The following is an 18,961-nucleotide window of genomic DNA, read 5'->3' as shown; positions in this document are numbered from 1 at the left end:
CGTGTGACCGCGCGCAAAATGCGCGAAGTTGCGCGTTTTCCAGGTATAAACTGAAAAGTGTTACAGACTTCCCTCGCAGGCCTTGTGCTGCTGGACTTGCCGGGTGTGGCTACATACAATCGGGACATCGTGGCTGGACGCACTATTTTAAGGCACGCCCGGTCTATCAACGCCTTGCACGATTTAGGAGAGGTCAGAAAGATGTCATTTGAAGTATTCGAGAAACTGGAAGCGAAAGTACAGCAGGCGATTGATACCATCACCCTGCTGCAGATGGAAATTGAAGAGCTGAAAGAGCAGAACAATAACCTGAAAAATGAAATGAGCCAGGCATCCGGCAATCACGAAGCGCTGGCGCGTGAAAATCAGCACCTGAAAGAAGAGCAGCATGTATGGCAGGAGCGCCTGCGTGCACTGCTGGGAAAAATGGAAGAAGTTTAAGCCTCAGCGCTTAAACCAACGGGTGCCGCGGCACCCGTTTTTGTTTGTCGCTTACTCGATGTCGAGTGCGTCTTCAGACAGGATCATGCCGGTGTTGTCGGCGTAGAGATGATCGCCGGAGAAGAAGGTGACGCCGCCGAAGTTAACCCGCACGTCGCTCTCGCCGATGCCTTCGCCTGCGGCGCCAGCCGGAATGGCCGCAATCGCCTGAATGCCGATCTCCAGCTCTTCCAGTTCATCGACCTGGCGAACCGAGCCGTACACCACGATGCCTTCCCACTCGTTTTGCGCCGCCAGTCTTGCTAACTGAGCGTCAACCAGCGCGCGCCGCACTGAGCCGCCGCCATCGACCAGCAGCACGCGACCGCGACCGTTCTCTTCGAGCAGGTCATACAGCAGGCCGTTGTCTTCGAAACATTTCACTGTGGTAATTTGACCACCGAATGAGGTGCGCCCACCAAAGTTCGAAAAAAGCGGTTCAACAACGTTCACTTCTTCATGGTAGATGTCGCAGAGTTCAGATGTATCGTATTTCATAGGGATGTCGTCTGTTTGCCACAGGAGCGGTAAGTATATCGCTATCTGACGATTGTTGGCAAAATCATCAACCGCCAAAAAAAGCGCTGCATCAATATCCTGCGTAATATTTTGTCTGCGGCGGAGAGAACAGCGGCGCGTGGCAACAGCGCCGCAGGGGAAGCGTTACACGGCGGGCTTCTTGAAGGCCTGTTTGTGCGAGATACGGGAAATCAGCTCGGTCAGCGACAGCACCATGGTGGATCGCACCATCTGCAGGTAGCGCTGCTGCTGCATGGCGCGCAGCGCGGCGTCGTCGCGGGTGAAATCGGGTTGCGGCGGCCAGGCCAGCACGCAGTGCAGTTCGCCGAACGGGCCGAGTATTTCATCGTCGGTAAAGCGGTAGTCGCTGGTGTCGTGATTCAGCTCCTCACGCAGCGCCAGCAGCAGCTCGCAGTCTTCGTATTCGTGGCGATTGATCACCCCCAGGCCGTAGATGAGCTTCAGGCGTACCGACAGCTCGCCCAGCGGGCCGTCGCCCAGCAGCAGCGGTTCCACCGCATATTTCACCGCGTAGTCGTCTTTGCGAAAGACCTGCAGCACCAGCAGATTGACTGCTTCCGCCAACAGTTCGACAGCGGCGATCAGGAAGCTTCTCACCGAACGACCGGCGTTCAGCCGCTCAAGCACCCGGTTTTCAAAAGCCTGCTTCTCTTCCATTATTGCCTGCATCATTCAGCTACCGTCGACGGGCACGCGGCTGCCGTGCCCGAATTGACCACTAAAGGGCGCGCATTATGCCATAGCGTGGTAAGCGCTCACCACTGAGCTCACCACTTCGCTATTGGCATCGAGGCCAGAAATCTCCGCCAGCGCCGCCTGTGGGCCTTTCTGCGCGATCAGTGACGCCAGCTCCTGCGCCTGCGGATCGGCTTCGCTGCGATAGTGCATCGCGGCAGCAATACCCTGCACCAGGCTGGCGTGCGGCAGCTGATACTCCAGCGTGCCCAGCGTCGGCTTGATCAGGCGATCGCCGGCGCTCAGCTTGCGCAGCGGCTGACGGCCCACGCGCTCGACGTCATCTTTCAGGTATGGATTTTCGAAACGCGTGAGGATTTTCTGGATATACGCGGCATGTTTCTCCGCATCGAAACCATAACGCTTGATCAGCACCGCGCCGCTCTCCTGCATCGCGCCCTGCACCACGGCACGTACTTTCTGGTCGAGAATGGCTTCGCGAATGGTGGCGTGACCGGCGAGCTTACCGAGATAAGCGGTAATGGCGTGGCCGGTGTTGAGGGTAAACAGCTTGCGCTCGACGAACGCCATCAGGTTATCGGTCAGCTCCATGCCAGGAATGTCCGGCAATGCGCCTTTGAACTGGGTTTTGTCGACGATCCACTCGCTGAAGGTTTCTACCGTGACTTCCAGCGGATCGGTGCTGCCGGCTTCAGATGGCGGCACGATGCGGTCAACTGCCGAATCAACAAAGCCAACATGCTCTTCAACCCACGCATGATACTGCTGCGGCAGCGCCTTCAGTACGTGCTGCTTCAGCTGGCTGGTGCCGCGCACCATGTTTTCACAGGCGATGATATTCAGCGGACGGACATTACCGTTGTCACTGCGTTTGGCCAGACCCTGCGCCACGCTGCCCGCGATGCGCTCAAGGATCTGCGGACCAACCGCCGTGGTAACGATATCAACCTCAGCGATCAGCGTGACGATGTCGTCGCTGGTGCTGTTCACCGCGCTGACGCCGGTAACGATTTCAACCTGCGCCTGCTCGCCCACCACGTGAACCGGATACTCATGACGGGCGTTAAGGGCATCAAGCACCACCTGATTCACATCAGCAAACACCAGTTCGATACCGGCATCCGCCAGCAGCTTACCGATAAATCCACGGCCGATGTTACCTGCTCCAAAATGTAACGCTTTCATAAATTTGACCCATATCAAATGACGAAGGGGCGAGCATGTCCGCCCCGGAAAGTGGGGACGGGCTTGCCCGCCCCAGGGAAGTTAAAACCGCGAATTACGCGTTGGCAGTGCTGCCAGACAGCAGATCCAGCACATCCTGCACGCTGGTGGTGTTCGCCAGCTTCTCGATTACGCTGTCGTCGTCGAGCGCATTGGTCAGGCTGGTGATCACCTGAATGTGTTCGTTATTGCGTGCGGCAATACCAATCACCAGTCGCGCGACTTCGTCCGGCTCATCGCCAAACTGCACGCCGGCCGGATACTGGCAGAATACCACGCCGGTTTTCAGCACGCGGTCTTTGGCTTCGACGGTGCCGTGCGGCACGGCGATGGATTCACCGAGGTAGGTTGGCGTCAGCTGCTCGCGCGCCAGCATCGCTTCAACATATTCCGGCTGCACGTAGCCGCCTTTCACCAGCTGCTCGCCGGCGAAGCGAATCGCCTGCTCTTTATTGCTGGCGCTCAGGCCGAGGAACACGTTGTCAGCGCCCAGTTTGAACAGGTGCGCGCTGCCGTCGTCATAGCTGTCTGCCAGCGCGGTCTGTACCGTTTCACGGTGGGCTTCGCTGCGGTTCGCCGCCACCAGACGCTCGGTAAGGTTGGTGTACAGCGCGCTGTCGAGGAAGTTGTTCAGCGAGATGTGCTGCGCCTGTGGCGCCTGACGCATCGCACGTTCGGTCAGATCGCGGTGAGTAATCACCAGATCGACATCGCCCGGCAGCGAGTTAATCGCGCTGTTGGTCACAGAGATATTGCTCAGGCCCGCATCCTGCACCTTCTTGCGCAGCACGCCTGCACCCATCGCGCTGGAGCCCATACCGGCATCACAGGCGACGATGATTTTGCGCACGTGGCTGACGTCAACGCTGCTGGCATCGGCAACCACCGGTGAACCGGCAACGGCCTGGCCTTTTGACTGCGCTTTCATGTCTTTCATGCGCTGGGTCGCCGCTTCGATATCGTCTTCTTCTTTTACTTTGCTGGTTTTCAGCAGAATCGAGGAGACCACGAAGGAGACGGCGAAAGCCGCAACGATAGCCGCGATGTTAGCGAAGTAAGCGCCTTTTGGCGTCATCGCCAGCACGGCCAGAATCGAACCTGGTGAGGCCGGTGATACCAGACCGCCGTTCAGCAGCGTCAGGGTGAACACGCCGGTCATACCGCCGAGGATCACTGCCAGCAGCAGGCGCGGCGCCATCAGCACGTACGGGAAGTAGATTTCGTGGATACCGCCAAGGAAGTGGATGATCGCTGCACCGCCCGCCGACTGCTTGGCGCTGCCGCGGCCGAAGATCATATAAGCAACCAGCACGCCCATACCCGGACCCGGGTTCGCTTCAATCAGGAAGAAGATCGATTTGCCCGCTTCGCTGGCCTGCTGGATACCCAGCGGCGAGAAGATACCGTGGTTGATGGCGTTATTGAGGAACAGGATTTTCGCCGGTTCAACAAAGATTGAGGTCAGCGGCAGCAGGTTGTTCTGCACCATCAGGTTTACGCCGGCGGCGAGAATGTGCGACAGACCTTCTACCAGCGGACCGATAGCGAGGAAGGCCAGCAGCGCCAGCAGCATACCGATAATACCGGCCGAGAAGTTGTTGACCAGCATCTCGAAGCCGCTTTTGATTTTGCCGTCAACCGCGCGGTCAAACGACTTGATCGCCCAGCCGCCCAGCGGACCGGCAATCATCGAGCCAAGGAACATCGGCATATCGGCACCGACGATCACGCCCATGGTGGTGATGGCACCGACCACGCCGCCGCGATCGCCACCCACCAGACGACCACCGGTGAAGCCGATGAGCAACGGCAGCAGGTAGGTAATCATCGGGCCGACCAGTTTGGCCAGCGTTTCGTTAGGAATCCATCCGGTTGGAATGAACAGTGCTGTGATGATACCCCAGGCGATAAACGCACCGATGTTTGGCATCACCATATTACTCAGAAAGCGACCAAAGCTCTGAACCTTGACCTTGACTGATGAGGACATAAACCCACCCCTTATTGAGACGCGCTGCAATAAGAGAGCGCGTTTGTTTTTGTTAAGACGTTACGGCGGGGGCCGTGGCATTACTGTATGCACGCGGACTCTAGCACTAGTTGATTACACTGCGTAGCGTCAGGAAAAAGTGTGATACATATCACGCTAAGTTGGGGTGGGCAGGGGGATTAAAGGTGACTTTGATCACAAAAATACCCTGTAAGAAAGCAACGCCGGCGAAAAAATGCGCGCAACAGCGGTAGAAATGTGACAAAAATCACCTTTCACCTGGGCCGGTTTGTTTCACAAATGTGATTGAGATCACAAACTATTTTTGGTTGAAAATGCGCCAGATCACACTCTGTGCTGACAGAAAAAGGCGATGTAAGGAAGTGACGAAAATCTGAAAAAGCGGGCAGTGGAGAACTGCCCGCTGAGCGGCTTACTGCAAACCACCCTGTACGGCATTTTGTGCCTGGGTCAGCGCCTGCGTGTTGCTGGCGAGATTGCTCATCAGCGTGTTGTACTGCGTGGCCTGCTCCTGCGTCGGGAACTGAACGCCGCCGTCATTGAAGCTGACGCGCGCGCCCTGCGACTGCAGATAATCGCCGGCCTGAACTGCCGACTGGCTCAGCGCCTGCAGCTGCGGCAGCAGCGGAATCAGCGTGCTGGCTGGCTGCGTCACCACTTTGGCGTACACGCTGTCGTACACTTTCTTCAGATCGTCCGGCTGCTTCAGCGTGGCTTTGCTGCTGTCGGCCTGCATTTTGGCGCTCTGAATCTGCTGCGTCAGCACGCTCAGATTGCCGCTCGCCTGGCGCAGGCTGTCGCGGCGTGTCAGGTAATCCTGCGGCACGCGAATAGCCGCCAGCTCATCAACCACCGGGCGCATGCCCTGATCCACCGCCTGATTCACCTGCTGCGAGAAGCCATACAGGATGGCGTAATCACTGGCGTAATTACCGAAGGTTTGCTTCTGGTTTTCGCTCAGGCTGGGCAGATGTTCACCGCTGCGCATCACGGTGTTTTGCAGAAAATCAGTAAAGGCTTTGCGCTGATCGCCCTCTTTATCGCCGCAGGCGGTAAGCTGCAGCACAAGTAGCACGCCGGTCAGCAGCATGCCGCTACGCATCCAGATGCGGGAAATTCCTGACGCCATAATTCAACTCCTGTTGTGACGATGGCTAAATTCGATTCGCTGGGAAAGGTCCTAAAGAATAGTGCAATGGCCCCGGCTGTACAACGGCTGGTCTGCAGTGCTTCACGCTGGTGCGTGCCTGCTGCACAACTGTGCAGCGCAGCCTGCCTGCGAGCGCAGCGCTGTGCAATAACACATGTAATTCAGGCTGATAGCAACCTGGCATTGATATTGCCTGCTTTCTGGCAGATGCAGGAGCGATCGCGGGCAACCGACGTCGCCACACAATTTGCAATGGGTCACTAGGGTTCCGATCGCGAGATGCTGGTCCGAGAGTGACCGACCGTCCTCTGACGGTTACACGGCGGGAAAAAAGCCCGGGAGGAAAGCGAGAACGTTGCTCGCCGCCTCCTGCCTGATTTTCGTCCGTTAACGCCAGAGGAATCATCATGATTAAAGCCTGTCTGCGCCTGCTGCTGATTTGCAGCGTCGCCCTGTTCAGCGTTCCGTCGCTGGCCGCCGCTAAACCATCCTTTAAGCTTTGCTGGTCCATCTACGCTGGCTGGATGCCGTGGGATTACGCCCAGCAAAGCGGCATCGTGAAAAAGTGGGCCGATAAGTACGGCATCGATATTCAGTTTGTGCAGGTTAACGACTATATCGAGTCGGTCAATCAGTACACCGCAGGTGGCTTTGACGGCTGCACCATGACCAACATGGATGCGCTGACCATTCCGGCCACTGGCGGCGTCGACAGCACCGCGCTGATTGTCGGCGACTACTCCAACGGTAACGACGGCATTCTGCTTAAAGGCGCGGACAGCGTCAGCGCGCTGAAAGGCAAACCCATCAACCTCGTCGAACTCTCGGTCTCACACTATCTGCTGGCGCGCGCGCTGGAGAAATCCGGCATGAGCGAGAAAGACGTCAGGGTGGTTAATACCGCCGATGCCGATCTGGTGGCGGCATTTGGTACTGCTGACGTTAACGCCATCGTCACGTGGAATCCGCTGCTGGCGGAAGCAGAGAAGCAGCCGGACAGCCATCTGGTGTTCTCCTCGGCGCAGATCCCGGGCGAAATCCTTGACCTGCTGGTAGTTAACACCGCCACGCTCAACAAATATCCTCAGCTCGGCAAAGCGCTGACCGGTGCCTGGTACGAGACGCTGCACAGCATGGCCGGACAAAGCGACAGTGCCAAAGCGGCGCGCACGCAGATGGCGCAGGCATCCGGTACCGATCTGGCCGGTTTTGATCAGCAGCTTGCCGCAACACACCTGTTCAGCGATGCCAAAACCACGCTGGATTTTGTCGACAGCCCGCAGCTGAAAGCCACGATGCAGCTGGTGGCCGAATTCTCCTTTAAACACGGCCTGCTGGGCGAAGGCGCGCCGGGAGCCGATGCGGTAGGGGTCGCTACCCCGGCCGGTAACTGGGGCGATGCCGGCAACATCAAACTGCGCTTTACCGACACCTTCACCAAACTGGCCGCCGCCGGTCAGCTGTAAGCGAGGCGCTGCCGATGCGTAAATTGATCAACTACCAACCGCTGCCGCTCGGCCGCCTGCTGCTTGGCATTCTGCCGCTGCTGGCGGTGCTGCTGGTGTATCTGTTCGCGTCGGATGCGCGCCTCAGCCTGAACGCGGCAGACAAACTGCTGCCGGGATTCAACGCCATGGGCGAGGCCATCAGCCGGATGGCGTTTCAGCCCAGCCCGCGCACCGGCGAGTATCTGCTGTGGAGCGATACCGCCGCCAGCCTGCTGCGTTTGCTGAGTGGCGTCGCTATCAGCGCGCTGCTGGCGCTGGCAATCGGCCTGTTTACCGGCGCGCTGCCGGTGGTGCGCGCGGTGCTGGCGCCGCTGGTGACGCTGTTTGCGCTGGTGCCACCGCTGGCGATTCTGCCGATTCTGTTTATCTGCTTTGGCCTTGGCGAAGTCTCCAAAGTGGTGTTGATCGTTATCGGCATCACGCCGCTGATCGCCCGCGATCTGCAACTGCAGGTGCAGAAAATCCCGCAGGAGCAGCTGGTCAAAGCGCAGACGCTGGGTGCGCATAGCGCGCAGATTCTGTGGCGGGTGATTCTGCCGCAGCTGATGCCGCGCCTGTGCGATGCGGTGCGGCTGTCGCTCTGTTCGGCGTGGCTGTTCCTGATTGCTGCCGAAGCGATTGCGGCCACGGAAGGCCTCGGTTACCGCATCTTCCTGATGCGCCGCTATCTGGCCATGGATGTGATTCTGCCGTACGTGGCGTGGATCACCCTGCTGGCCTTTGCCCTCGACCTGCTGCTGCGGCTCGTCAGCCGACGCTGCTGGCCGTGGTATCACGCCAAATAAGGAGCGCGCGATGCCCTTACTGCAACTGAAAAATCTGGAAAAACACTACGGCGATCAGGTGGTGCTGGAGCGGCTGAATATGCAGGTCGAGCGCGGCGAATTCGTGGCGATTGTCGGCGCCTCCGGCTGCGGCAAAACCACGTTTCTGAATATGCTGCTCGGCACCGAAGCGCCGACCAAAGGCGAGCTGCTGCTGGATGGCGCACCGATTCCCGACGAGCCGGATGCCCATCGCGGCGTGGTGTTTCAGCGCTACTCGGTGTTTCCGCATCTGACGGTGCTCGGCAACGTGATGCTGGCTGACGAGTTCAGCAGCGCACGCTGGCTGGGACGCGTCTGGGGACGCAAACGTCAGGCGATTCGCCAGCGCGCGCAGGCAATGCTGGCGCAGGTCGGATTGGAACAGGCGCAGAGCAAATATCCGCATCAGCTGTCGGGCGGCATGCAGCAACGTCTGGCCCTGGCGCAGGCGCTGATGAAACAGCCGCGCATTCTGCTGCTGGATGAACCTTTTGGCGCGCTCGATCCCGGTATTCGCAGCGAGATGCATCAGCTGATCACCCAGCTGTGGCAGCAGCATCAGCTGACCATTTTCATGATCACCCACGATCTGAAAGAGGGCTTCAGCCTCGCGTCACGCCTGCTGGTGTTCGACAAACTGCGCCACGATCCGCACGCGCCGCAAGCCTGGGGCGCCACTATCACATACGACCTGCCGCTGGATCGCACTCAGCCCGCCGCTGAAGTGCTGTCCGCAACGCAGGTGGCTTAAAGGAGAGCACGATGCAGCCATACCAAACCCTGCTGCCCGCCGGGGCGCACTGGTCTTTTGTCATGCGCAGCGGCAGCGCGCTGACGCTGACCGATGTGGAGGGCGGCGCCAGCGCCAGCCTGCTGTTTTATAACCCGGAAAACCTGCTGGAGCGCTATAACGCGCCGGATACGCTCAAGTGCCAGCACACTTTCCGGCTCACCGCCGGCCACTGTCTCTACTCGGACATGGGGCGCATTTTCTGCGGCATTGAATACGACAGTTTCGGCTGGCACGAGAGCGTGTGCGGCACGCTGAACGCGGTACAAACGGCTGCGCGCTATGGGGTCAGCGACTATCAGCAGGCGCGCAACCTGCACCATCAAAACGGCTACGACAGCTTCCTCGTCGAGCTGGCGAAATATGGCCTTGGCCAGCGCGACATGGCGGCCTGCCTCAATCTGTTTGCGCAGGTACGCGCCGATGACAGCGGGCGCTTAACGCTGGAGCGGCAGGGCGAAGCCGGCGCGCAGGTTCGGCTGCGTTTCGCCATGGACACGCTGGTGCTGCTGCACACCTGTCCGCACCCGCTCAGCCCGGCGAGCGATTATGCGCGCCAGCCGCTGCAGCTGATGCTGGATGCGCAGCGCGCGCCGCTGCCGGAAATCTGTCTGCAGCGCACGGAAAACCAGCGCGGCCTGCGCAATAACGCCCTCTATCAACTGCAGGGAGAAGTGTGATGATTAAAGAGAGTGAACGAAACCCGGCGCAGGCGCGTCTGCAGCAGCAGATCGACGCCGGTGATTACTGGCTGCAGCGCATTGCCGCTGGAGAAACGCTGCGCATTACCGATCTGGAAGGCAATCAGGCGGCGGATACGCTGTTTTTCAACGCCGACGATACCGCCGAGCGCTACAGCATGAGCGAGACGCTGCGCGGCCAGCACAACGTGTTTCTCACGGCCGGCAGCGTGCTGCGTTCTAATCTTGATCGGCCGATGCTGACCATCACCGCCGATACCTGTGGCCGTCACGATACGCTCGGCGGCGCCTGCTCGTGCGAGAGTAATACGGTGCGTTATGACCTCGAAAAGCGCCACATGCACTCCTGTCGTGACAGCTGGATGCTGGCGGTCGCCGCGCATCCGGAGTCTGGCCTGACGCGCCGCGATATCACGCACAACATTAACTTCTTTATGAATGTGCCGGTGACCCACGACGGCGGCCTGACATTTGCCGATGGCATCTCCGCGCCGGGTAAGTATGTTGAGATGGTGGCGCAGATGAACATTCTGGTGCTGATCTCCAACTGTCCGCAGCTCAACAATCCCTGTAACGGTTACAACCCGACGCCGATTGCCGTCAGCGTGTGGTGATTCTCTGACGCAACGGGACGACCCGTTTTACGCCGTCACAGCTGGTGCAGGACGACCTGCCGCAATAAGAGTATTCAGTCATGATTGATCGCGTATTGATTGCCAACCGTGGCGCGATTGCCGTGCGCATCATCCGTACCCTGCAGGCCATGAATATCCGGGCGATTGCCGTCTATGCCGAAGCCGATCGCCATGCGCGCCACGTGCGGCTGGCCGATGAAGCCTGGTCGCTGGGCGAGGGCCAGGTGCGCGACACCTATCTCAACCAGGACAAACTGCTGGCGATTGCCGCGCAGAGCGGCGCGCAGGCGCTGCATCCGGGCTATGGCTTTCTCAGTGAAAAACCGGAGTTCGTCACGCGCTGCGAAGCGGCGGGCCTGCATTTTCTCGGGCCGGATGCGGCGCAGATGCGGGCGTTTGGCCTGAAACATCGCGCGCGTGAGCTGGCGCAGCAGAACGCGGTGCCACTGCTGCCGGGCAGCGGCCTGCTGACCTCCCTGCAGCAGGCACAGGCCGCCGCGCAACAGATTGGCTATCCGGTGATGCTGAAAAGCACCGCCGGCGGTGGCGGTATCGGGATGCAGCGCTGCAACAGCGCGGACGAGCTGGAGGAAGCCTTTATCCGCGTGAAGCGTCTGGCAGGTAACAACTTCGCCGACGATGGCGTGTTTTTAGAGAAATTTATCGCCCGGGCGCGCCATATCGAAGTACAGATTTTTGGCGATGGCCACGGCAACGTGATTGCGCTGGGCGAACGCGACTGCTCGGCGCAGCGCCGTAATCAGAAGGTGCTGGAGGAGACGCCCGCGCCGCGGCTCAGCGATGCGGTGCGCGCGCAGTTGCAGGCCACCGCCGTACGGCTGGCGCGCGCGGTTAACTATCGCAGCGCTGGCACGGTGGAGTATGTCTATGATGAGGTCAGCCAGCAATTCTGGTTCCTGGAGGTGAATACCCGCCTGCAGGTCGAGCATGGCGTCACTGAACTGGTGTACGGCGTAGACTTGGTGCGCTGGATGGTCGAACTGGCGCAGCAGCGTTTGCCGCCGCTGGCGACGCTGCAACCGGTGGCGCAGGGCCATGCCATTCAGGTGCGGCTGTACGCTGAGGATCCGGCGAAGCAGTTTCAGCCGAGCGCCGGACTGCTCAGCCACGTGCAGTTCCCGACGGCGCTCGATCACGCTACGCTGCGCATCGATAGTAGCGTTGAGAGCGGCATGGAGGTTTCACCGTTTTACGATCCGATGCTGGCGAAGATCCTCGTGCATGCGGCCGATCGCCAGCGCGCGCTTGATGGCATGATCGCGGCGCTGGCGCAGAGTGAGCTGTATGGCATCGAGACCAACCTGCGCTGGCTGCGTCAGCTCTGTACGCTGCCGGACGTGCAGCAGGGACGCATCATTACCGCCACGCTCGGCAGCGTGGCGTGGCAGCCGCCGACGCTGGATATCCTCAGCGGCGGCACTCTCACCACGGTGCAGGATGCGCCGGGCCGCGTCGGCTACTGGCACGTCGGCGTACCGCCTTCCGGGCCGTTCGACAGCCGCGCCTTCCAGCTCGGCAATCGCCTGCTGGGTAACGAGGCCCAGGCGGCCGGGCTGGAAATCACGTTGCGCGGCCCGACGCTGCGCTTTAATCAGGCATGCAGCTTTGTGCTGAGCGGCGCGCCGCTGGCGGCCACCCTCGACAGCCAGCCGCTGGCGATGCATCAGGTGCTGCATGCGCAGGCCGGGCAAACCCTGACGCTGGGCGACGTGCGCGACGGCTGCCGCAGCTATCTGCTGCTGGCGGGCGGGCTGGATACGCCGCGCTATCTGGGCAGCCGCAGTACCTTTACGCTGGGTAAGTTTGGCGGTCACGCCGGGCGGGCGCTGCGCGCCGGCGACGTGCTGCAGCTGGCCGCGCCGCGTCAGGCTGCGGCGGCGCGCCTGCCTGAGACGCTGCTGCCGCCGCTTAACGGTGAATGGCAGCTGCGCGTTATTTATGGTCCGCACGGCGCGCCCGCCTTTTTTACCGATGACGATATAAGCGAATTTTTCGCTGCCGAGTGGCAGGTGCACTACAACTCCAGCCGCACCGGGATTCGGCTGATCGGCCCGAAACCTGACTGGGCGCGCAGCGACGGCGGCGAGGCGGGCATGCATCCGTCCAATATTCACGACAACGCCTATGCCTTTGGCACGGTGGATTTTACCGGTGATATGCCGGTGATTCTTGGTCCGGACGGCCCTTCGCTGGGCGGCTTTGTCTGTCCGGCGACGGTGATCGACGCCGATCTGTGGAAGCTGGGTCAGCTCAAAGCGGGCGATCGACTGCGCTTTGTGCCGATCGCTCTTGCTGATGCCGATCGTCTGGCGCAGGCGCAGCGCAGCGAGATCGCGCATCTGCAAGCGGAAGCGGTGCGCGTGGCGCCAGCACTGCCGCTGATTGATCCGATCTTGCACCAGCATGCAGCAACCGCCGGGCGGCCTGCACTGTGCGTGCGCGCCGCGGGTGACCGTTTTCTGCTGGTGGAGTATGGCGCGCTGACGCTGGACATTGCGCTACGTTTCCGCGTTCACGCCCTGATGCAGTGGCTGGAGGCGCATCCGCTGGCGGGTCAGCTGGAGCTGACGCCCGGCATCCGCTCGTTACAGGTGCATTATGATGCGCAGCAGTGCGCAAGAAGTGAGCTGTTGGCGCAAATTTTGCACGCTGATAATCTGCTGGGCGACCTTGCCGACGCGGCTGTGCCGTCGCGCACCGTGTGGCTGCCGCTCAGCTGGGATGATGCCGCCTGCCGTGAAGCCGTAACACGCTATAGCCAGTCGGTGCGTCCGAATGCGCCCTGGTGCCCGAGCAACATTGAGTTTATCCGGCGCATCAACGGGCTCGATAGCGTGGAGGCGGTGAAACAGATTGTGTTCAGCGCCTCGTATCTGGTGATGGGGCTGGGCGATGTCTATCTCGGCGCGCCGGTGGCAACGCCACTCGATCCGCGTCACCGCCTGGTGACCACCAAATACAATCCGGCGCGCACCTGGACGGCGGAAAACTCGGTGGGCATCGGCGGCGCGTATCTGTGCGTGTATGGCATGGAAGGGCCGGGTGGCTATCAGTTCGTCGGACGTACGCTGCAGATGTGGAATCGCGATCGCCGCACCAGCGCCTTTACCCAGCCGTGGCTGCTGCGCTTCTTCGACCAAATCCGTTTTTATCCGGTCAGTGCCGACGAACTGCTGCAAATCCGCGAACGTTTCCCGTGGGGCGATTATCCGCTGCGCGTGGAAGCCGGTGAGTTCCGGCTCGCCGAGTATCAGGCGCTGCTGACTGCCCAGGCGAGGGAGATCGACGCGTTCCAGCAGCAGCGTCAGCAGGCGTTTGACGCCGAGCTGGCACGCTGGCGCGCCGATGGCCAGTTCACCTTCGACAGCCAGCTGCAGGCGCAGAGCAGCGAGGAAGTGGTGGTGCCGGCGGGCTGCCACAGCGTGGAGAGCCAGGTAGCGGGCAGCGTGTGGCAATGGCTGGTGGAGGAAGGTAGTGACGTAACCGCGGGTGCCACGGTAGGCATTCTCGAATCCATGAAGATGGAAATCCCGATCGTGGCGCCGGTCAGTGGCAAAATCCACAGCCTGCAACGCCAGGCCGGGCAGCAAGTGCAGGCGGGTCAGTTACTTATGGTGATCGATCCGTTTGCAGTATAAGAAAGAAGAAAAAATAATCAGGAAACAGGCAGCAAAGCCGGGGATCTGACCCATACTTAGAGACCCGGTTCAATGTTGCATTGCCCTGACATCTTTTCGCAGTGTGCAACAGGCTGTGTCCCGTAACGGTTTCATTAAAACACTATTTTCGCCCTGATAAGGGAAAACTGTTTCGGGATACAGCCTGATAAGGCCGGTTTCAGCGCCTGGTGGCGCTTACCTCTCTACTTTCACGTGCTTCATAGTGAGTTTTAAGGAGTTCTCTATGGAAATAAAAGATCCAATGGTCGAATTACTCAGCAGTCTTGAGCAAATTGTTTTGACACGTGATGCACAGACTCCCGTATCAGAAATTGCACTCAATACCGTTTCCGTTCCCGAACCGCAGCGTTTACGCGAGATGACCGGCATGCAGGTGGATGAATTCGCCCGCGTGATGGGGGTGAGCGTCTCGTCAGTAAAAAGCTGGGAAGCGCAACGTACGCGCCCATCCGCCACGGCTCGCAAACTGATGAAACTGCTGCAGGCCAATCCGTATCTGGGCCGACAGCTGCTGGAATAACGCCGACTATCGGTTCTCTGTGACCCGCCTGCACGGCGGGTTTTTTTCAGCTTAAGCCACCGTATTTTGCCGCCTGTTTGACAAACCAGCTCTCCGGCACGCTGTACGGCGGTTTTGCCAGCTGCGCGATGCCCTGTTCAATGATGTGATTCGCCTGCTGCCACAAACGCCGATCGCCCTGCTGTAACAGCTGAATCTGAATCTGTTTCTCGACCAGGTAAACCCGGGCAAAGTTGGGATCGAACTGCACGATGGCACGGGTGTTATCGATGATATCGGCCAGCTTGATGGTTTGCGCCTCGGGCGAGGCTTCGGCAGTGTGGCGAAAGTGTGCCAGCTTACGGGCGGTACGATTTTTCGCCTGCGGCTGGGCGCTGTCGGTAAGCATGTCCACCAGGTGGGCAACGCGCGCACCAAAGTGTTCTTCAATATCCTGTAAAGTACTGGCGGTGTCCTCCACCGTGTCGTGCAGCCAGGCGGCAGCGATCATCGCTTCGTCATCGCTGACGCTGCGTACCAGCTCCGCGACGGCAGCCGGATGCACAATATAGGGTTCGTCGGTGTATTTGCGACGCTGGCCCGCATCGGCATGTGCCTGCGTGGCATAACGGCGCGCCTGCTCTTCCAGTGAATCACGCATCTTCACACTCCAGGAAAAAGTTGCTTGCAATTATCTAGCGCGCTATCTATATTGAGTCGCATGAACAGTAATCAAGATGACAAAAAAGTGAAGCCTGCGCCACTCCAGCTTGATCAGCATCTGTGTTTCGCGCTCTATTCGGCGAACCTGGCGATGCATAAAGTCTATCGCCAGCTGCTGGCGGCGCTGGAGATCACCTATCCGCAATATCTGGTGATGCTGGTGCTGTGGCATCAGGATGATCTGACGGTATCGGAGATTGGTGAAAAGCTGTTTCTCGATTCGGCCACCCTGACGCCACTGCTGAAACGACTGGAGAGCGCTGGTTTGCTGCGCCGCCAGCGTTCGCGTCAGGATGAGCGCCAGGTCGTGGTCACGCTGACCGACCAGGGACGCGCGCTGCAGGAAAAAGCCGCCAGCATTCCGGAAGCGGTACAGTGCGCGACCGCCTGCGATACCGACACCATGGCGGCGCTGAAACAGCAGCTGGACGATCTGCGCGGCAACCTGAATCGCGCCACCTGAGCATCAGGGATGTCGCTGCGGCGGCATCCTGAGAGTGAAGTTTTCCCCTGTGCCTTATAAATAGCACGCGATTATATAGCGAATAGTGAGGTTATGATGTCTTTAGAAAAAGTGATTTACACCGCCAAAGCCAAAGCAACCGGTGGCCGCGATGGCCGCGCCACCTCGTCTGATAACGTGCTGGACGTGAAGCTGGGCGTGCCAAAAGAGATGGGCGGCGCGGGCGGCGAGGTGACAAACCCGGAGCAGCTGTTTGCTGCCGGCTACTCTGCCTGCTTCCTCGGCGCGATGAAATTTGTCGCCGGCCGCGACAAAATCGCCATGCCAAAAGACGCGTGGATTGAGGGCGAAGTAGGGATTGGCCCTATCCCCACCGGTTTTGGCATTGAAGCAAAACTGAATATCCATCTGCCAGAGATGGACGCGGCGGAAGCGCAGAAGCTGGTTGATGCGGCACACATTGTTTGTCCGTACTCAAACGCGACGCGCGGCAACATCGACGTGACGCTGAATATCATCAACTAAGTTGATGCATGCATAAAAGGCTCCTGCGGGAGCCTTTTTTATCACGAACACCATCCCGCATCCCATCGAACTAAAGAATTTTCTGGTCTTACCATTGGTTAAATGTTCTACTGCTGCGCTCCGTGCATCATCGTAATTATTTGGGTTCAGATTCGTCCCGATCCTACTCGCCAGGTCACGCTTTTCTGCTACGCAAGCGAACCTTACGCTCTTTGCACAGTCACATTTACGGTTGAAGCATCGACACCAGGTCGGGAACAGAAATTTATATGAATTATATTAAAAGTTTAACGCAGCAAAAGTTGTCGCTTTTGCTGGCGCTCTATCTTGGCATCTTATTGAATTTGCCAATCTTTTATCGCCGTTTTGACGGCTTCTTAACGAAATCCACCGTCACCAACTGGTTATCCGCCGCGGCGGAAGTGACCGCGGCCGTACTGCTGACCTTCTTCCTGATGCGACTGCTGTCGCTGGGTGGCAAATGGTTTTATCGCGTGATCGCCAGCCTGCTGGTGGTGATTTCGGTGGCCGCCGCCTATTACATGGCGTTCTTTAACGTGGTGATCGGTTACGGCATCGTGGCGTCGGTCATGACCACCGATGTCGATCTCTCTAAAGAGGTTATCGGGCTGCACTTTGTGCTGTGGATGGTGCTGGTGAGCGCACTGCCGCTGCTGCTGATCTGGCGCAATAACCTGAGCCTGACGCTGATTGAACAGCTGAAAACCCCCGGTCAGCGCCTGAAACCTACAGTGATCCTGCTGCTGAGCGTGGCGCTGGTATGGCTGCCGATTCGCTACTTCGACAAGCTGCAAAAAGCCAATGAAGAGCTCACCAATATCGATCTGCCAAGCTATGGCGGCGTAGTGGCGCACTCTTATCTGCCTTCGAACTGGATCGCGGCGCTGGGCCTGTTCGCCTGGACTAAGGTGGACGAGAAGCTGGACAGCCAGGAGTTGCTCGATCCGGCTAAGAAGTTTACCTATGTGGCGCCGCCTGGCATTGACGATACCTATGTAGTGTTTGTGATTGGCGAGACCACGCGCTGGGATCACATGGGCATGCTGGGCTACAACCGCGATACCACGCCGAAGCTGTCGAAAGAGAAGAATCTGGTGGCATTCCGCGGTGAATCCTGTGATACCGCCACCAAGCTGTCGCTGCGCTGCATGTTTGTGCGCGAGGGCGGCACCATGGATAACCCTGGCCGTACGCTGAAAGAGCAGAACATTTTTGCGGTGATGAAAGAGCTGGGCTTCACCTCCGAGCTGTTCGCCATGCAGAGCGAAGTATGGTTCTACGACAACGCTGATGTGAATAACTTCTCGTTCCGCGAGCAGATTGGTTCTGAGAAGCGCAATCAGGGCAAAGCGGTGGACGATATGCTGCTGGTGCCGGAGCTGCAGGCTTCGCTGCAGCGCTTCCCGAAAGGTAAGCATCTGGTGGTGTTGCACACGAAAGGTTCGCACTATCTTTATTCACAGCGTTATCCGCGCGAGTTTGCCCGTTATCAGCCTGAATGTATTGGCGTGGACGATAAGTGCAGCAAAGCCCAGCTGATCAATGCCTACGACAACTCGATTCTGTATGTCGATACCATGCTGGACAGCGTGCTGGATCAGCTGCGTGATAAGAAGGCGATTGTGTTCTATGCCGCCGACCACGGCGAGTCGATCAGCGAAAATATGCACCTGCACGGTACGCCGCGCGAGATGGCGCCGCCGGAGCAGTTCCGCGTGCCGATGATTGTGTGGGCGTCTGATAAGTATTTGCAGGACCCGACTAACCGCAGCAACTTTGAGCGGTTACAGGCGCAGCAGCGCGTCGGCAAAACCCATCGTCACGTTGAGTTGTTCGACACCATTTTAGGGTGTCTGGGTTATACCTCGCCGGATGGCGGTATTAAAGCAGCGAATAACTGGTGCCAGGCACCTGCCACTGCCAGCAGTGCGAAAGCGCTGTAATTCGTGCCTGGATCTTATTGAGCAGGCAGGTGTTTAAGGCACTGCTTGCTTTCCAGGCAATCAGGCGGATTTTCGGGAAAAGGGATTGACGCTCTAAAGTCACGGCAGTAATATTCGCCCCCATCGGCGAGTAGCGCAGCTTGGTAGCGCAACTGGTTTGGGACCAGTGGGTCGGAGGTTCGAATCCTCTCTCGCCGACCATCATTTAAGAAACCTGCTTTGCAAAAAGCAGGTTTTTTTTCGTCTGTCGTTTTTGCAGTTTCAGGGTGAAATACGGGACCGCTCCGTAAAGACGCTGTCTCGTCCCTGATCGCTCGGCACACGCCATCCATGGCGTGTGACGCTTTACTCCACGGCCCCGCATTCCACCCTTTATCCGGCTTCGGTGATGACTGAAGGTTTACTGGCTGCCGTGCACATCTTCCTGGTGCGTATGAATACGCACCCTACAAAAGTGCATAATCCTGTAGGGGCGCCATTCATGGCGACCGGATGACCTTCCCTGAACCAGACTCACATCCCGGCAGCGATCAAGCAAAGTCATC

Annotated in this window: 17 protein-coding genes, 1 tRNA gene and 1 riboswitch; of the genes, 12 read left to right on the top strand and 6 right to left on the bottom strand. The window is 58.9% G+C overall.

Features of this window, described 5'->3' with window-relative positions:
- Positions 1 to 201: 201 nt before the first annotated feature.
- Complete coding sequence (zapB, locus tag E7738_RS13420; protein ID WP_021507038.1) at positions 202 to 441, top strand: cell division protein ZapB; 240 nt, start codon at positions 202 to 204, stop codon at positions 439 to 441.
- A gap of 51 nt (positions 442 to 492) precedes the next feature.
- Here the strand turns inward: zapB and rraA are convergent, their stop codons facing one another.
- From rraA to E7738_RS13395, 5 genes are all read right to left on the bottom strand, one after another.
- A complete protein-coding gene (rraA, locus tag E7738_RS13415) occupies positions 493 to 978 on the bottom strand; it encodes a ribonuclease E activity regulator RraA (protein WP_021507037.1) in 486 nt (161 codons plus the stop codon).
- Between the two features lie 165 nt (positions 979 to 1,143).
- Positions 1,144 to 1,692 (bottom strand): mannitol operon repressor MtlR, encoded by a 549-nt coding sequence (gene mtlR, locus E7738_RS13410; protein ID WP_193717991.1) that lies wholly within the window; start codon positions 1,690 to 1,692, stop codon positions 1,144 to 1,146.
- 60 nt (positions 1,693 to 1,752) lie between these two features.
- Positions 1,753 to 2,901, bottom strand: coding sequence for a mannitol-1-phosphate 5-dehydrogenase (mtlD, locus tag E7738_RS13405; protein ID WP_058758068.1), 1,149 nt, complete (start codon positions 2,899 to 2,901; stop codon positions 1,753 to 1,755).
- Positions 2,902 to 2,995: 94 nt separating this feature from the next.
- Positions 2,996 to 4,930, bottom strand: a complete 1,935-nt coding sequence (locus E7738_RS13400) for a PTS mannitol transporter subunit IICBA (RefSeq protein WP_058771034.1) — start codon at positions 4,928 to 4,930, stop codon at positions 2,996 to 2,998.
- Between the two features lie 433 nt (positions 4,931 to 5,363).
- The gene (locus E7738_RS13395; protein ID WP_010616539.1) at positions 5,364 to 6,080 is read right to left on the bottom strand and encodes a DUF3053 domain-containing protein; all 717 of its coding nucleotides are present in this window, start codon (positions 6,078 to 6,080) and stop codon (positions 5,364 to 5,366) included.
- 270 nt (positions 6,081 to 6,350) lie between these two features.
- Positions 6,351 to 6,445, top strand: a riboswitch (guanidine-I (ykkC/yxkD leader).
- Positions 6,446 to 6,508: 63 nt separating this feature from the next.
- On the opposite strand from E7738_RS13395, the gene E7738_RS13390 reads away from it, so the two are divergent.
- The 7 genes from E7738_RS13390 (at position 6,509) to E7738_RS13360 (ending at position 14,762) form a co-directional block, all read left to right on the top strand.
- Entirely contained in the window at positions 6,509 to 7,567 is a 1,059-nt protein-coding gene (locus E7738_RS13390; protein ID WP_058758070.1) for a putative urea ABC transporter substrate-binding protein, read from the top strand.
- Positions 7,568 to 7,581: 14 nt separating this feature from the next.
- Positions 7,582 to 8,394: an ABC transporter permease gene (locus E7738_RS13385; protein ID WP_058771035.1), complete on the top strand. Its 813-nt coding sequence runs from the start codon at positions 7,582 to 7,584 to the stop codon at positions 8,392 to 8,394.
- Positions 8,395 to 8,404: 10 nt separating this feature from the next.
- Positions 8,405 to 9,166, top strand: coding sequence for an ABC transporter ATP-binding protein (locus E7738_RS13380; RefSeq protein WP_058758072.1), 762 nt, complete (start codon positions 8,405 to 8,407; stop codon positions 9,164 to 9,166).
- An 11-nt stretch (positions 9,167 to 9,177) separates the two neighbouring features.
- The gene (locus E7738_RS13375; RefSeq protein ID WP_394515707.1) at positions 9,178 to 9,885 is read left to right on the top strand and encodes an urea amidolyase associated protein UAAP1; all 708 of its coding nucleotides are present in this window, start codon (positions 9,178 to 9,180) and stop codon (positions 9,883 to 9,885) included.
- Positions 9,885 to 10,520 carry an urea amidolyase associated protein UAAP2 gene (locus tag E7738_RS13370; RefSeq protein WP_021507029.1) on the top strand — a complete coding sequence of 212 codons (636 nt, stop codon included), beginning with the start codon at positions 9,885 to 9,887 and terminating at the stop codon, positions 10,518 to 10,520. The genes E7738_RS13375 and E7738_RS13370 overlap by 1 nt, the downstream gene beginning before the upstream one ends.
- A gap of 80 nt (positions 10,521 to 10,600) precedes the next feature.
- A complete protein-coding gene (gene uca, locus E7738_RS13365) occupies positions 10,601 to 14,200 on the top strand; it encodes an urea carboxylase (RefSeq protein ID WP_394515706.1) in 3,600 nt (1,199 codons plus the stop codon).
- Positions 14,201 to 14,465: 265 nt separating this feature from the next.
- Complete coding sequence (locus E7738_RS13360; protein WP_021507026.1) at positions 14,466 to 14,762, top strand: HTH-type transcriptional regulator; 297 nt, start codon at positions 14,466 to 14,468, stop codon at positions 14,760 to 14,762.
- 46 nt (positions 14,763 to 14,808) lie between these two features.
- On the opposite strand, the gene E7738_RS13355 is transcribed toward E7738_RS13360, so the two are convergent.
- Positions 14,809 to 15,402 carry an HD domain-containing protein gene (locus tag E7738_RS13355; RefSeq protein ID WP_021507025.1) on the bottom strand — a complete coding sequence of 198 codons (594 nt, stop codon included), beginning with the start codon at positions 15,400 to 15,402 and terminating at the stop codon, positions 14,809 to 14,811.
- 60 nt (positions 15,403 to 15,462) lie between these two features.
- Between E7738_RS13355 and E7738_RS13350 the strand changes: the two genes are divergently transcribed.
- The 4 genes from E7738_RS13350 to E7738_RS13335 all read left to right on the top strand — a co-directional run bounded on the left by E7738_RS13350 (position 15,463) and on the right by E7738_RS13335 (position 18,617).
- Positions 15,463 to 15,927: a MarR family winged helix-turn-helix transcriptional regulator gene (locus E7738_RS13350; RefSeq protein ID WP_010616544.1), complete on the top strand. Its 465-nt coding sequence runs from the start codon at positions 15,463 to 15,465 to the stop codon at positions 15,925 to 15,927.
- Between the two features lie 96 nt (positions 15,928 to 16,023).
- Positions 16,024 to 16,452: an organic hydroperoxide resistance protein gene (locus E7738_RS13345; protein WP_021507024.1), complete on the top strand. Its 429-nt coding sequence runs from the start codon at positions 16,024 to 16,026 to the stop codon at positions 16,450 to 16,452.
- Positions 16,453 to 16,721: 269 nt separating this feature from the next.
- Positions 16,722 to 18,416 carry a kdo(2)-lipid A phosphoethanolamine 7''-transferase gene (gene eptB / locus E7738_RS13340; RefSeq protein WP_104094238.1) on the top strand — a complete coding sequence of 565 codons (1,695 nt, stop codon included), beginning with the start codon at positions 16,722 to 16,724 and terminating at the stop codon, positions 18,414 to 18,416.
- Between the two features lie 124 nt (positions 18,417 to 18,540).
- Positions 18,541 to 18,617 (top strand) — tRNA-Pro (locus E7738_RS13335).
- Positions 18,618 to 18,961 lie beyond the last annotated feature (344 nt).

The organism is Pantoea sp. SGAir0430 (assembly GCF_043549295.1).
The sequence above is the reverse complement of the archived record's forward strand: the minus strand, read 5'-3'. Positions and strand labels throughout refer to the sequence as shown.

Bases quoted from the DNA above. Each gene is read 5' to 3' on its own strand.
- E7738_RS13390 (WP_058758070.1), top strand. From the start codon at position 6,509: ATGATTAAAGCCTGTCTGCGCCTGCTGCTGATTTGCAGCGTCGCCCTG.
- E7738_RS13395 (WP_010616539.1), bottom strand. From the start codon at position 6,080: ATGGCGTCAGGAATTTCCCGCATCTGGATGCGTAGCGGCATGCTGCTG.
- E7738_RS13380 (WP_058758072.1), top strand. From the start codon at position 8,405: ATGCCCTTACTGCAACTGAAAAATCTGGAAAAACACTACGGCGATCAG.
- E7738_RS13400 (WP_058771034.1), bottom strand. From the start codon at position 4,930: ATGTCCTCATCAGTCAAGGTCAAGGTTCAGAGCTTTGGTCGCTTTCTG.
- E7738_RS13370 (WP_021507029.1), top strand. From the start codon at position 9,885: ATGATTAAAGAGAGTGAACGAAACCCGGCGCAGGCGCGTCTGCAGCAG.
- E7738_RS13350 (WP_010616544.1), top strand. From the start codon at position 15,463: ATGAACAGTAATCAAGATGACAAAAAAGTGAAGCCTGCGCCACTCCAG.
- eptB (WP_104094238.1), top strand. From the start codon at position 16,722: ATGAATTATATTAAAAGTTTAACGCAGCAAAAGTTGTCGCTTTTGCTG.
- E7738_RS13375 (WP_394515707.1), top strand. From the start codon at position 9,178: ATGCAGCCATACCAAACCCTGCTGCCCGCCGGGGCGCACTGGTCTTTT.
- uca (WP_394515706.1), top strand. From the start codon at position 10,601: ATGATTGATCGCGTATTGATTGCCAACCGTGGCGCGATTGCCGTGCGC.
- rraA (WP_021507037.1), bottom strand. From the start codon at position 978: ATGAAATACGATACATCTGAACTCTGCGACATCTACCATGAAGAAGTG.
- mtlR (WP_193717991.1), bottom strand. From the start codon at position 1,692: ATGATGCAGGCAATAATGGAAGAGAAGCAGGCTTTTGAAAACCGGGTG.
- E7738_RS13385 (WP_058771035.1), top strand. From the start codon at position 7,582: ATGCGTAAATTGATCAACTACCAACCGCTGCCGCTCGGCCGCCTGCTG.
- zapB (WP_021507038.1), top strand. From the start codon at position 202: ATGTCATTTGAAGTATTCGAGAAACTGGAAGCGAAAGTACAGCAGGCG.
- E7738_RS13360 (WP_021507026.1), top strand. From the start codon at position 14,466: ATGGAAATAAAAGATCCAATGGTCGAATTACTCAGCAGTCTTGAGCAA.
- E7738_RS13355 (WP_021507025.1), bottom strand. From the start codon at position 15,402: ATGCGTGATTCACTGGAAGAGCAGGCGCGCCGTTATGCCACGCAGGCA.
- mtlD (WP_058758068.1), bottom strand. From the start codon at position 2,901: ATGAAAGCGTTACATTTTGGAGCAGGTAACATCGGCCGTGGATTTATC.
- E7738_RS13345 (WP_021507024.1), top strand. From the start codon at position 16,024: ATGTCTTTAGAAAAAGTGATTTACACCGCCAAAGCCAAAGCAACCGGT.